The organism is Aquamicrobium sp. YD-1-mutant5, from assembly GCF_059509755.1.
Genome location: NZ_JCAKKP010000015.1, coordinates 12821 through 25632, shown reverse-complemented (window position 1 = coordinate 25632; position 12812 = coordinate 12821). Strand labels below are relative to the sequence as shown.

At 62.5% G+C, this 12812-nt stretch carries 11 protein-coding genes; 6 read left to right on the top strand and 5 right to left on the bottom strand.

The genetic code is table 11. The features are described from left to right. Positions 1-44 precede the first annotated feature (44 nt). From AC5XE7_RS17035 to AC5XE7_RS17020, 4 genes are all read right to left on the bottom strand, one after another. Entirely contained in the window at positions 45-788 is a 744-nt protein-coding gene (locus AC5XE7_RS17035; RefSeq protein ID WP_495366955.1) for an amino acid ABC transporter ATP-binding protein, read from the bottom strand. Between the two features lie 2 nt (positions 789-790). Beyond that, positions 791-1861 (bottom strand): amino acid ABC transporter permease, encoded by a 1071-nt coding sequence (locus tag AC5XE7_RS17030; RefSeq protein WP_495366954.1) that lies wholly within the window; start codon positions 1859-1861, stop codon positions 791-793. Positions 1862-1967: 106 nt separating this feature from the next. Beyond that, positions 1968-2810 (bottom strand): ABC transporter substrate-binding protein, encoded by an 843-nt coding sequence (locus AC5XE7_RS17025; RefSeq protein WP_495366953.1) that lies wholly within the window; start codon positions 2808-2810, stop codon positions 1968-1970. A 33-nt stretch (positions 2811-2843) separates the two neighbouring features. Further along, complete coding sequence (locus AC5XE7_RS17020) at positions 2844-3596, bottom strand: gamma-glutamyl-gamma-aminobutyrate hydrolase family protein (RefSeq protein ID WP_495366952.1); 753 nt, start codon at positions 3594-3596, stop codon at positions 2844-2846. A gap of 101 nt (positions 3597-3697) precedes the next feature. Here AC5XE7_RS17020 and AC5XE7_RS17015 point away from each other — a divergent pair, with 101 nt between their 5' ends. Next, entirely contained in the window at positions 3698-4354 is a 657-nt protein-coding gene (locus tag AC5XE7_RS17015; RefSeq protein ID WP_495917893.1) for a FadR/GntR family transcriptional regulator, read from the top strand. 97 nt (positions 4355-4451) lie between these two features. Here the strand turns inward: AC5XE7_RS17015 and AC5XE7_RS17010 are convergent, their stop codons facing one another. Then, positions 4452-5315 carry an outer membrane protein gene (locus AC5XE7_RS17010; protein ID WP_495366950.1) on the bottom strand — a complete coding sequence of 288 codons (864 nt, stop codon included), beginning with the start codon at positions 5313-5315 and terminating at the stop codon, positions 4452-4454. A gap of 148 nt (positions 5316-5463) precedes the next feature. Between AC5XE7_RS17010 and AC5XE7_RS17005 the strand changes: the two genes are divergently transcribed. From AC5XE7_RS17005 to AC5XE7_RS16985, 5 genes are all read left to right on the top strand, one after another. Next, positions 5464-6816: a GNAT family N-acetyltransferase gene (locus AC5XE7_RS17005; RefSeq protein ID WP_495366949.1), complete on the top strand. Its 1353-nt coding sequence runs from the start codon at positions 5464-5466 to the stop codon at positions 6814-6816. Positions 6817-6901: 85 nt separating this feature from the next. Then, on the top strand, positions 6902-8131 hold the full coding sequence (locus AC5XE7_RS17000) for a glycosyltransferase (protein ID WP_495366948.1): 1230 nt from the start codon (positions 6902-6904) through the stop codon (positions 8129-8131). A 66-nt stretch (positions 8132-8197) separates the two neighbouring features. After that, entirely contained in the window at positions 8198-10162 is a 1965-nt protein-coding gene (locus tag AC5XE7_RS16995; RefSeq protein WP_495366947.1) for a heparinase II/III family protein, read from the top strand. 90 nt (positions 10163-10252) lie between these two features. Beyond that, entirely contained in the window at positions 10253-11566 is a 1314-nt protein-coding gene (locus AC5XE7_RS16990) for a nucleotide sugar dehydrogenase (RefSeq protein ID WP_495366946.1), read from the top strand. Then, positions 11547-12803: a glycosyltransferase family 4 protein gene (locus tag AC5XE7_RS16985; protein ID WP_495366945.1), complete on the top strand. Its 1257-nt coding sequence runs from the start codon at positions 11547-11549 to the stop codon at positions 12801-12803. Before AC5XE7_RS16990 ends, AC5XE7_RS16985 begins: the two co-directional genes overlap by 20 nt. The last annotated feature ends 9 nt before the right edge of the window (positions 12804-12812 follow it).

Here is a 12812-nt window from a genome sequence, read left to right as displayed (position 1 = left end):
GCTGTTGACGAGGCAGGGGCCGCACTGTGCGCGGCCCCAACCGGTCAGAGGCGTCCCGCCTCGATGATCTGCTTCAGGAAGGCGCGCGTGCGTTCTTCCTTCGGCTCGCCGAAGATCTGCGCGGGCGGCCCCTTTTCCAGAAGTCTGCCCTGTTCAAGGAACACCACGACGTCGGAGACCTCGCGGGCGAACTGCATTTCATGCGTGGCAAGGATCATGGTCATGCCATCGCGGGCCAGATCGCGCACGATGTTGAGCACCTCTGCCACCAGTTCTGGATCGAGCGCGGAGGTGATCTCATCCAGAAGCAGCGCTTCCGGCCGCATGGCGATGGCGCGCACGATGGCGACGCGCTGCTGCTGGCCGCCGGACAACTGGTCGGGGTAGTAGCTGGCGCGGTGCGCAAGGTTGACCCGTTCGAGCAATTCGCGCGCCCGCTTCAGCCCCGCCCCGCGATCCTCGCCCAGAAGGCGGATCGGCCCGACGGCGATGTTTTCCTCGACCGTCATGTGCGGGAACAGGTTGAACGACTGGAACACCATGCCGACCTTGCGGCGCAGGCGGTCGAGATCGACGCCCGGCCCCGAGACGACATCGCCGTCCACGGAAACGGTGCCGCGGTCGATCGTCTCCAGTGCGTTGATGCAGCGCAGCAGCGTCGACTTGCCGGAGCCCGATGCACCGATCAGCGTCACCACCTGATGCTTTTCCACATCGAGGTCGATGCCCTTGAGCACCTGATGGCCAAAATAGCTCTTCTCGATGCCCGAAAGTTCGATGAAAGCCATGGTCAAGCTCCCTTGCGGCGGCTGGCGCCACGCTCAAGCATCCAGTCGACAAAGCGGGTCTGCGGAATGGTGATGATGACGAACAGGATCGCCACCACTGTCACCGACGACAGGTTGAACGTGCTCGACGCGTAGAACTTCGCCTGGTTGAAGGCATCGAGCGTGCCGATGACGTTGACCAGCGAAGTGTCCTTCTGCAGGGCGATGAAGGTGCTCAGCATCGGCGGGATGACCAGACGCATGGCCTGCGGCAGAATGAAGAAGCGCAGCGTCTGCAGATAAGAGAAGCCGAGCGAGCGGCTGGCCGCCCATTGCGAGGGGTGGATGGAGGCGATGCCGGAGCGGTAAACCTCGGCCACATAGGCGCTGTAGGTCAGCGACAGCGCCATGATCGCGAACCATTCGGCATTGAGCCCGCTCAGCAGCGGCAGATTGGTCAGCGGCAGGCCGAAACCTATCAGATAGAGAACGATGATGGCCGGTACCGCCCGCATCAGGTCGATATAGGCGACGGCCAGAAACCTGACCGGCGCGCCGGCTTTGCCCGGGATCATGCGGGCAATGGCCAGAACCAGCCCGAACACCAGAACGATGACGCCCGAGATGAAGGCCAGCCGGATGTTGACGATGAAGGCACGCGCAATGTCGAGCGCGCTGGAGGCCATCAGGTCGCCGCGCAGGAAGGTGCGCTGGATATTGCCGTCGTTGATCAGCACGAGCTGGATCAGGGCAAAGGCGATCACGATCGCGAAGGCCAGCCCGAAGGTGACGAAGCTCTGCTGGCGCGACTGCGCAGCGCTGGCGCGGGAGGCGAGCACCTCACCGGCGGCTTCTTCACGGGCACTGCGGAAAGAATGACGCAGCGCGCTCACGGCGGCCCACAGGGTCACGGCGCCGAGCGCCAATCCCGCTGCCATCACCCAGAGACTGAACGTGGAAAGCTCCGGGCTGGTGGTTATGCCTGCGCGAACACTTTCTCCCACCGCAGCAACGGCAACGAGCAAGGCTATGGCCAGCAGCGTGGCGAAAACCGCCAGACCGCGACTGCGCGGTGCAGGGCTCAGCGAGGTCATGCCAACTCCAATCTGTCAGTTGATAAACCGGCTGCCCGGAACCGCATGACGATCCGGGCAGCGCTGTTGGGAATCAGATCCGCACCGATGGGCGGAAGGGATAAAGTCAGTCCTGCTTCCAGACGGGGATGGTCGCCGGATCGACGCCGAACAGGGGCGTCAGATATTTGGCGGACAGACCGGCCAGCGTGCCGTCTTCCCGGAAGGTCGCGACCGCCTGATCGATCGTGGCGGCATTGGCCGAGCCCTTCGGCAGCACGATGCCATAACCCTGATCGAGCTCGAACTGGCCGATGACTTCGATCATGCCATTGGTTCCGTTGGTGGCGGAGAGAACCAGCGTCGTATCGGAGATGATGGCATCCACCTGACCGGCGATCAGCGCCGTGACCATGTCGGGCTGCGACTGGTAGAGCCCCGGCTGCTGCTCGGGCTTCAGCGTGCCGATGACCCAGTCCGAACCCATATTGCCCTGCAGAACGCCGATGCGCTTGGTGCGGATGTTCTCAGCCGTCACGTCGGCGCCCTTCTTCACGGCAACGCCGAGATTGGACGAGAAATAAGGCTGGCTGAAATCGAAGACCTGCTTGCGGGCTTCGGTGATGGTCGTGCCGGCAATGCCGATGTCATAGTTGGAAGCGGTGCCGGAGATGTACTGATCCCAGGCCATATTGACGAGGCGCACCTTGTCGAGGCCGGCACGGTGGGCGATCTCGGCGCTCATGCAATATTCGAAGCCATCCTCGATCTTTTCGGGCGACACGCCGTTGTACCAGCCGGGATTGGGCAGCACCGTCGCCACGGTCAGCGTATCGGCGGCAATGGTTTCCAGCTTGATGCTGCCGCGCTCGCCCTGCGGCTCGCACTTGCCATATTCGGCCGCCTGAGCGGCAGCACCGGCAAAAACGGCAAACGCGCCGGCCGCGGCCAGCAATGCAAATGACTTCATAGAAGTGATCTCCCTGATCGTTGTCTTATGTTGTTATGCGCGGCAGCAATGAGCGAGAAACGCGCCCACAAGCCGCTCGAAATCTTCATGCGAGGCTTTGGGGTCTTCAGGATGCCACTGAACACCCACCACCCACGCGTCGCCGGTGCCCTCCAGTGCCTCGACAATGCCGTCCGCCGCCCTTGACGCGACGCGAAGCCCCTCGCCAACCTTCGACACGGCCTGATGATGGCCGGAGCGGACGATGATTTCGCCGGCCCCGTAAACCTCTTCAAGGCGGGTATCCGGCAGTATTTCGGTGGGATGCGCGGTCATCACCGAATTGTCGGCATTGAGATAGTGCATGGTGCCGCCACCGATCTCCTGAACCATATCGCCACCGGCAGCGATGTTGAGAAGCTGCATGCCACGGCAGATGCCCAGAATGGGAAGATCCTTCTCCCGCGCAAGCTGCAGAAGCCCGATCTCGTAGTCATCGGCCGCGCGATGGATGCCGTAGACGCTGTCGGCCACGACCTGCTGTCCGTATGTCTGCGGATCGGCATCGGCGCCGCCAAGCATCAGCACTCCGTCGACGTCTTCGAGCGCCTCGCGCGGGGTGAGCTGCGGCGCGGACGCCTCGACGAAGGAAACCGAGGCGCCGGCGGCCTTCAGCCCGGCAAAGGCGGAATCCGAAAACTCCCGCAGGGTGCAGGCCAGATAATCGCTCGCATAAGGAGAGGCGAGGGAGCCGGAGACGAGAATGCGGGGACCCGCCGGCTTGTGTTCAGAGGTAGTTTGGGGCATTGCATTCCAACTGTTAATCAAATAACATTTAACATCTATAGTTTAATGGTCAAATGAAATTTCTGAAGCCCCTTTCCGCTGAAGGAAACAGCGCGCCGGACATGGTGTTCCGCCGCCTGCGCGAAGCCATCACCATGGGCGAACTCAGCCCCGGCGAGCAGCTTCCGCCCGAAAACGAGCTGGCCAGAATGCTGGGCGTCGCCCCGATGACGGCCCGCATCGCGCTCGGCGCCATGCGCGACATGGGATTGCTCACCACGGTACGCGGCCGCAATGGCGGCAATTTCATCGCTGAGGACGTGGGCGAGCGTCTGGCCGATGCCGCGCGCCGCCTGCGGCTGACGCGAGAGGAATTGCGCGATCTGACCGACTGGCGACGCGCCATTTCCGGCGAGGCCTGTTATCTGGCCGCCGAGCGCGGTACGGAGGAAGATTTCGTCCGCATCGAGCAGGCGGCACGGGAATATGACGATCTGCTGCCCAAATTTCCGGACATGCGTTTCGCCGATGCCCGCTTTCACATGGTCATCGCCGAAGTGTCGGGATCGTCGCGGCTTCTCAAGCAGGAAACGGAAATTCAGGTCGAGGTGACGAATTTCATCCTGTCGGCAGCCAAGCCGGCGGCCGCCAAGAACCTCACTCCCTACAATCATGACAGGATCGTCAAAGCGATCCGCAATCGTCAGCCGGCGGCCGCGCGCGACGCCATGGCCGAACATGCGGAACAGACGTTTGCATGGGTCACGGTGGTGATCTGAGATCGGCCGCCCAGGGGCCGGCAACACCCGACGCCGAATTGAAAAAGGCCGGGCAGCACTGCCGCCCGGCCTCCTGATCTGAAAAGCTTTGGCCAGCCTACTTGGTGTAGATCGGCTCCGGCACATAGACTGTGGTTTCCGGCTGGGCACACTGGCTGGCGCCGCCGAAATTGTAGCGCAGTCCGGCGCGCACCTCATGGGTGTTGAAGCCCTTGTCGAAGCCCGGACCGGCGCCATTATATTCGAACATGCGCCCGCCATTGATGCGGCTGAAGCGATAGCCGGCATCGATCATGGTGTTTTCGGTCAGGCAGTAGGATGCACCGGCCATCAGCGCATAAGCAAAGCGCCAGTTCTTGCTGCCCTTGTGAACGGCGTAGCCGACATTGGCGTCATTCTCCAGATCGCCCCACTTGATGTGGGCGCCGCCGATACCTGCGCCGACATAAGGCGTCAGCCCGTTCCAGGTGCCCAGATCGACATAGGCATTGGCAAGCAGCACGAGCGCGGACATTTTTGCACGGTCGACGGACTGGCAGGGAATGGTGGGGCTGCCGCAACCATAGTTGCCATCATCGGACGTGCTGCCCTTGAACTTGGACTTCGACCAGTAATCGATCGTAAGATCCGTGCGGAAATACCGGTTGAGCTGATAGCCGACACCGGCGCCGATCGAGAATGTGCTCTTGAGTTCCGTTTTGTCGAAGCTCTTGGTGCCGCCCGCTCCGCCACAACCGGGGCCGCACGGCGCACCATAGGTGATGTACTCCGAGCCGCGCATTTTCGACTTGTGATAATCCACATCACCGCGAATGTACCAGCCGCCGAACTCCACCGGCTGCTCCACGACCACAGGCTCTTCTATGACAACCGGCGGCTGAACATAGTCGGCGGCAAAGACCGGCGCGACGGCGAAAGTTGCAATCACGGCAAGTGCCGCTTTTATGGAAAGATCAGACATACATCACCCCTAGATCACCAGAACGACGGCGCAACGGCTGCCATCTGATCGCGACATGGATAATGATTTAAAAATGTTAAAACGAACTTAACCCTGTCGGTTAACCACGACGCACCACAAATGCAGCCGGAGGCAGGACAAGTCAGAGTTGAGAAACGCTGACCCCCGTATTCCTAGACCATTCCTTAAAACGTATAGGTTAGGGGTGGGGCGGGAGCAGCATAGTCGGGGCGGGTTTCACAGGATGCATCGTATCTCGGCCGTACAGCGCACTTACGGAGCACAGGAGATGACACCACCGCAGGAAATGCGGGCGTCCGCACCGGTGAAAACGACCCGGCAGAGTTCCGGGTCGCCCCATTTTGAGGTGCAGGCGTTTGACATGCCGTCGCTGATCGAGCCGGAATGGAGGCAGATGGAGGCAACCGGCTGCGGCACGGTCTTTCAGCGTTACGACTGGGTCGATGCCTATGTGCGCCATGTCCTGCCGCATGAAAATGCCAGGGCGTCCATCCTGCTTGGACGGCTCGATGGAGAACCGGCCTTCATCCTGCCGCTCGCCATATCGAAGACCGGACCGCTGCGCATCGCAAGATGGATTGGCGGCAAGCATACGAGCTACAATTTCGGACTGTGGAGCCGGGAGGGCGCGGCGAGAATGCGCAGCCTGTCCCGTCCCGTCATCGAGCGGATACTTGGAAAGGCACTCGGTAACGCGGACTGTGCGCTGCTTGGGCAGATGCCGCGTTGTTTCGACGATATCGCCCAGCCTCTCGGCGCACTGTCCTCAATCCCATGCGCGACCGAAGGCTATGCGTTCGCGCTGTCCCGCGATTTCGACGCCCTTCTTCACAGCCGTGACGGGCGCAATCGCCGGAAAAGAGTGAAGGCCAAGGAGCGCAAGATGAGCGCAACCGGCGAGGTCCGCTATCAGATGCTGCTGGACCCCGCAGAGGAACATGCAGCTCTCGATTTCTTCTTCGAGCAAAAAGCGCTCCGTCTTGCCGAGCAGGGCAAACCCAACAGTTTCGCAGAACCGGGCGTTACCGCCTTCTTTCACGATCTCATAGATCGCTCCATCGGCACGGATGAGCCTCTCCTGGAGATTGCCTCGCTTTCAGTCGACGGGAAAACGCGGGCCGTTACCGGATCGGGCATCTGTCGCGGCCATATGAACAGCTATTTTACGGCATTCGCGCTCGATGAGCTTGCACAACACAGCCCCGGCAACGTACTCACCTTCCGTCATATCGAGCACAGTTGCGAACGTGGCATGACTGTCTACGATCTCGGCATCGGCTATGAAGACTACAAGACACACTGGTGCGATATCATTCACGAACTCGACGATGCCTATGCTGTTTTCACTCCCCTTGGATCAGTAGCGGTTTCAACGATGCGCCTCGGCGAGGCCGTCAAAGACCGCATCCGGCGCAACAGACAATTATGGCAGAGCCTGAAAACCGTGAAGGACTACGTTTCTCGCCGCCTGTCCAGATGAGCAAGCAATGACGCGCCGGTCCCCATCTTCCGCGACTGTCCCTGAACCATCCCCTGCCTCCGACGCCCCTCTGGCCGGAGTGCGCATGCTGTTCGTCGCACCGGACGACTATCCGCCCTTCCGTGTCGATCTGGTGGAGCTGTTTTCCAACCATCTGGTCGGTCGCGGGCTTGAGATAGACTGGAGCCTGCGCCCCTATCAGGACGGCCCGGCCCGGGTTGAACAGCGTGGAAACGAACGCTTCTATCTGGCTCACCGCGCCAAGGCGAAGCGCCTCGGCTCCGTGCGGTACATGCTGGCTGAGAACTGGCTGCGGCTGAAACTGGCGTGGAAGGTCGCGCGCGGCCGCTATGACCTCGTACAGGTCCGCGACCAGCCACTGTGGGTGATCACCTACGCTCTCGCCGCGAAAATCTCAGGCACGCCCTGCCTGTTCTGGATGAGCTATCCGGTGCTGGAAGCGCGCCTGCGCATCGCCGTGGAAAATCTCGTTCCGATGAGCTGGCCCTCGCGGCTGCTGCGGATGCTTTACGCCACCCTGGGCAGCGTTCTGTTTTACCATGTCGGGCTGCCGCTCACCGACCACGTCATCGTGCAGTCGAAACGCATGCGCGAGCGCGTCGGTTTTCGCGGCATACCCATGCAGAAGATGACGCCGATCCCGATGGGCGTCTCCACCGGGCGTTACAATGCGCAATCCATTGTCCCGACAGACGATCCGCGCCTGACGGGCAGGAAAAGCATGGCCTATATGTGCGCGGATGTTTTCAGCATCACCACCGACCTGACCTTTCAGGCGCTGGCTGCACTTGTGGCCGAAGGCTACGACGCAGTGCTGGTCATCATCGGCGCAGTGCCCGATTTCGAGCGCGACAATTTCATGGAACAGCTGGAAAAGCTTGGCATATCCGAACGGGTGATCTTCACCGGACGCCTGCCGCTTGCCGAAGCGCTTGGCTGGGTCAAGCGGGTGGATGTGTGCCTGTCGCCTTTTGAGATGGACGCCGCCCAGCAGGTCGCGACCCCGACCAAGCTGGTCGAGTATCTGGCCATGGGCAGGCCGGTGGTGGCGACCGTTCACTATGACCAGAGCGAAGTCATCAATTGCAGCGGCGCCGGGTACATCACCGCCTTTTCAGGTGAGGCCATGGCGCAGGCCGTAGCGCGGCTTTTCGACGACCCGCAAAAGGCCGAGGCAATGGGAGCTAAAGGCCCCCCATGGATCAAGGCCAACCGCGAATATGCGCATCTGGCGGACACCGTGGAAGAGATCTACGCCGGGTTGCTGGCGAGACGGAAGAAGATCCGCAACTGACCCATCTCCCCAGCGGGGCCGTGGCACATTAATTCTAACGCAACCGCACCCTGCTAAGGCACTTTCATGTTGGGACGGCTAAGCTGGTACGCACGTCGCCTCGCCGTCATGGAACGCGGCGAGATCGGCCATCGGATTCGCGAGCAGATTGCACGGCGTGCCGCCCGGCGCGAGAATGGCGGCTGGGTGCAGTTCGCCATGCCGGGCGCGCGGCCGCAGGTGCTGCCGATGTTCGCCCCGCTGTTCGAAAACGATTTGCCGGCAATGATTTCGGCGCAGCTGGCGCATGCCGCCGACACGTTCGGCTCCGGCAAGCTGAGGCTGCTCAACCGCGACTGGCCGGGATCAGTCCTCGACGCCGGCGGCGGCATCGCCCCGTCCATCTGGACGCTGGATCCGGTCAGCGGCACAGGCTGGCCGGGCGCGGAAGTGTCGGCCTTCGACATCGATTTCCGCTTTGAGGGGGACAAACGCGACGTCAAATATGTCGCCGAGGCAAACCGTCTGCATTTTCTGGCGGCACCCGCCATCCATGCCCGCCGCGCGCAGGACGCCGCTCTTGCCGGTGCCGTCATACGGTCTGTGCTTTCATGGATGGAGGTCAATCCGCCCGGCCGGGGCGTGAACTGGTATTCGGGAATAGAAGCTGGCTACAGACTTGTTTCATTGAGCGTGATCGTCAGCGCCCTCGATCCGTGGATCGACAGTGCGACAGGCGAGAAGCTCGCCGCTTTCGTGGCCGCGCATGGCACATGGCTGGCGCGTTTTCCCTCGCTGTTTTCCTCTGCCAACAACCATCTCGTCGCCGAGGCGATGGGGCTTGCCCTGGCTGCGCGCCTGCTGCCCGGTCATGCGAAGGCGCAGGCATGGCTGGCGCAGGGCCGGGCGCGTCTCGAAGACAGGGCGCTCGCACTTTTTCATGAGGATGGCATCGGGAAGGAACAGTCGCCCGCCTATTCGGCCTTCACGCTGGAAATGCTGCTGGTCGGCTTCGCTGCCATCGGCGCGGACGCCGCCTCGCCCGCCGTGCGCGAGCGACTGGCGAAGGCCGCGCAGGCGCTTTGCGCCTTCCTCGACGATGACGGCATCGTGCCGCTGATCGGCGACGACGACCAGAGCCGCGTTCTGATGGCACATGGCAGCGACGAGCCGCGCTATGCCGCCTCCATTGCGGCCTCAATCGCCGGCTTCCTCGAACGTCCCGATGTTGCACCGCATATCCGCGATCCGCACTGGCGCGACATCCTCTTCGCAGCGCCGCCACCCGGCCCCGTCCCCGCGGACGGCACGACGATCTTCGCGCAAGGCGGCTACACCATCCGGCGCGGCGAGATCGCCGGCCGGCGCGTGCATTTCACCTTCGATCATGGCCCGCTGGGGTTCGGTGCGCTTGCCGCGCATGGCCATGCCGATGCGCTTTCGGTCTGGCTGTCGCTCGACGGCCGGCCGATGCTGGTCGATGCGGGAACCTATCTCTACCACTCCGAAGGCGAGAACCGCCGCCGCTTTCGCGTGACGCCGGTGCACAACACCCTCACTCTGGGCGGGGTCAGCCAGAGCGAGCCATCCGGCCCCTTCAACTGGATGCCGCGCCGGGCGCGGGCCACGCTCGACAAAGAGGCGGACAGTTTGCCGCTCGCCATCTCGGCCTCCCATGACGGGTATGAAAAGCGCTTCGGGGTCATCCATCGCCGCGAGATCACGGAGACGGTCACCGGCTTCGACATCACCGACAGCCTGAGCGGAACCGAACCTGCCGGAGAGGTTGAGATTGCATTCCTGCTCGCGCCGGGCCTCGACGTGTCGGCCGCGCAGGGTGAGGTGCAGGCAAGCCGCAATGGACGGCATGAACTCACGCTCGCCGCGCCGGAAGGTGCGGCCATCGAAATCATCCGCGCCGACGCGGTCTCGGGGCGCGGTTTTCATTCTCCCGGCTTCGGCATCCTGCAGGAGGCCGCAACCGTTGTTGTGCGCGCGCCGGCGTCGGCGCTGCGGTGGCGCTGTTCGATAATCCTGTCACCCGTAACGTGACCTTTACCTGTGACAGGTACATGGGTTGCCAATGGGCAGGACAGGTAATTCCGCCACGTTTGCGGAAACAGGGCAAATGGTCGAGCATAAATGAAAGTTTCTATTTTCGGACTGGGATATGTCGGAACAGTCTGCGCTGCCTGCCTGGCCGAACGCGGCCATGAGGTCATCGGCTGCGACGTCAGCGAGTCCAAGGTCACGCTCGTCAATGCGGGCCAGAGCCCGATCATCGAGAAGGACATTGGCGAACTGGTAGCGGCCAAGGTCGCCGCAGGCAGCCTGAAGGCGACCACCTCGACGGAAGAAGCGGTCATGGGCAGCGACCTGTCGCTTTTGTGCGTCGGCACGCCTTCGCGGCCAAACGGCTCACTCGACCTTTCAGCGGTGGAAGCCGTCGCCCGCCAGATCGGCGCGGTGCTTGCCACAAAGGACAGCTATCATTCGGTGGTGATCCGCTCGACCGTGCTGCCGGGCACGCTGGCCGACATCGTCGTGCCGGCACTGGAAGAAGCTTCCGGCAAGAAGCTGGGCGTCGGTTTCGGCGTCGCCTCCAATCCCGAATTCATGCGTGAAGGCTCGGCGGTCGCCGACTTCAACACCCCCGCCAAGACCGTGATCGGCACCGACGACGAACAGACCCGCCAGCGCCTGCTGGACCTCTATGCCGGCCTGCCCGGACAGACGATCATCACCGAGCCACGGCTGGCGGAACTGGTGAAGTACACCGACAACACATGGCATGCGCTGAAGGTCGCCTTCGGCAACGAGATCGGCAATATCTGCAAGGCGGCCGGCGTCGACAGTCATGAGCTGATGAAGGTGTTCTTCGCTGACACCAAGCTCAACATCTCCAATGCCTATCTGCTGCCCGGCTTCGCCTTCGGCGGCTCCTGCCTGCCCAAGGACGTGCGCGCCATCAACGCCTATGCCATTCAGCATGACGTGGAGGCGCCGCTGCTGAAATCGCTGATGCCGTCCAACAAGCAGCAGATCGAACGCGCGCTGCAATGGGTGCTCGGCCACGGCAAGCGCAACATCGGCTTCCTCGGCTTCTCCTTCAAGGCCGGCACCGACGACCTGCGCGAAAGCCCCTATCTGGAGCTGATCGAGCGCCTGCTCGGCAAGGGCTGCGACATCCGCATCTTCGACCAGAACGTCTCGCTGGCGAAGCTGGTCGGCGCCAACAAGGCCTATCTGATGAATGCCATCCCGCATGTCACCCAGCTCATGGTGCCGTCGGTTGACGACGTGGTTAAGCATGCCGACATTCTGGTCGCCACCAGCCGTTCGCCCGAATATGAGGCGGTGGTGAACAAGATGCGGCCCGGCCAGGTGCTGCTCGACATGGCGCGGCTGCCGAACACCGACGCGATTGCGGGGACTTATGACGGCATCAACTGGTAGGCGCGTCCTCATCATCGTCGAGAACCTGCCTGTTCCCTTCGACCGGCGGGTCTGGTCGGAGGCAACCACGCTTGTCAAAGCCGGCTATCAGGTCTCGGTCATCTGCCCGAAGGGCAAGGGCTCGACCGCCTCCCACGAGGTGATCGACGGCGTCCACATCTACCGCCATTCCCTGCCGCTCGATGCCGAGGGCGTGCTGGGCTATGCCGTGGAATACAGTGCCGCCCTGTTCTGGGAGTTCCTGCTGTCGCTCAAGGTGCTGTGGCAGCGCGGCTTCGATGTCATCCACGCCTGCAATCCGCCCGACACCATCTTCCTGATCGGCGGCTTCTACCGGCTTTTCGGCAAGAAATTCCTGTTCGATCACCACGACATCAACCCCGAGCTTTATGAAGCCAAGTTCGGCCGCCGCGATTTCGGCTGGAAGCTGATGGTGTGGCTGGAGAAGCTGTCGTTCCGCACCGCCAACCGCTCGCTTGCCACCAATGAGAGCTATCGCGAGATCGCCATCACCCGGGGCGGCATGGACCCGGACAAGGTGCATATCGTGCGCTCCGGTCCCAATCTCGACCGCGTGCGCGAGGTGGAGCCGGATGCGAAATGGCGCAACGGCCGCCGCTTCGTCGTCGGTTATGTCGGCGTCATCGGCAAGCAGGAAGGGCTCGACCTCCTGCTGGAATCGGTCAGCCATCTGGTCAATTTGCGCAAGCGCGACGACATCCAGTTCGTCATCTGCGGCGGCGGCCCGGAGCTGGAGGCGATCAGGGCCGAAAGCGTGGCGATGGGGCTGGGCGACTACGTCACTTTCACCGGACGCTGCCCGGACGAAATACTGTTCTCCGCGCTCTCGACCTCCGATGTCTGCGTCAACCCCGACCGGCCTACGGCGATGAACGACAAGTCGACCATGAACAAGATCATGGAATACATGGCGCTCGGAAAGCCGATCGTGCAGTACGATCTGCGCGAGGGGCGGTTCTCGGCGCAGGAAGCCTCGCTCTACGCCACCTGCACCGATCCGGCAGACTTCGGTGACAAGATCGCCGACCTTCTCGACGATCCTGAACGCCGCGCTGCCATGGGCGCGTTCGGACGCGAACGGGTCCGCAAGGAGCTCGCCTGGAATTACGAAGCTCCCAAGCTGCTGGCGGCCTATGAGGCCTTGTTCACGGGCAGGAAGACTGTTGCCGCCGGGGATGCCGTGAACGGTTCCGCGGCAACCCACGGCAAACAGTAGAGGCGCGCG

Bases quoted from the DNA above. Each gene is read 5' to 3' on its own strand.
- AC5XE7_RS16985 (WP_495366945.1), top strand. From the start codon at position 11,547: ATGACGGCATCAACTGGTAGGCGCGTCCTCATCATCGTCGAGAACCTG.
- AC5XE7_RS17000 (WP_495366948.1), top strand. From the start codon at position 6,902: ATGCTGTTCGTCGCACCGGACGACTATCCGCCCTTCCGTGTCGATCTG.
- AC5XE7_RS16995 (WP_495366947.1), top strand. From the start codon at position 8,198: ATGTTGGGACGGCTAAGCTGGTACGCACGTCGCCTCGCCGTCATGGAA.
- AC5XE7_RS16990 (WP_495366946.1), top strand. From the start codon at position 10,253: ATGAAAGTTTCTATTTTCGGACTGGGATATGTCGGAACAGTCTGCGCT.
- AC5XE7_RS17035 (WP_495366955.1), bottom strand. From the start codon at position 788: ATGGCTTTCATCGAACTTTCGGGCATCGAGAAGAGCTATTTTGGCCAT.
- AC5XE7_RS17025 (WP_495366953.1), bottom strand. From the start codon at position 2,810: ATGAAGTCATTTGCATTGCTGGCCGCGGCCGGCGCGTTTGCCGTTTTT.
- AC5XE7_RS17020 (WP_495366952.1), bottom strand. From the start codon at position 3,596: ATGCCCCAAACTACCTCTGAACACAAGCCGGCGGGTCCCCGCATTCTC.
- AC5XE7_RS17015 (WP_495917893.1), top strand. From the start codon at position 3,698: ATGGTGTTCCGCCGCCTGCGCGAAGCCATCACCATGGGCGAACTCAGC.
- AC5XE7_RS17010 (WP_495366950.1), bottom strand. From the start codon at position 5,315: ATGTCTGATCTTTCCATAAAAGCGGCACTTGCCGTGATTGCAACTTTC.
- AC5XE7_RS17030 (WP_495366954.1), bottom strand. From the start codon at position 1,861: ATGACCTCGCTGAGCCCTGCACCGCGCAGTCGCGGTCTGGCGGTTTTC.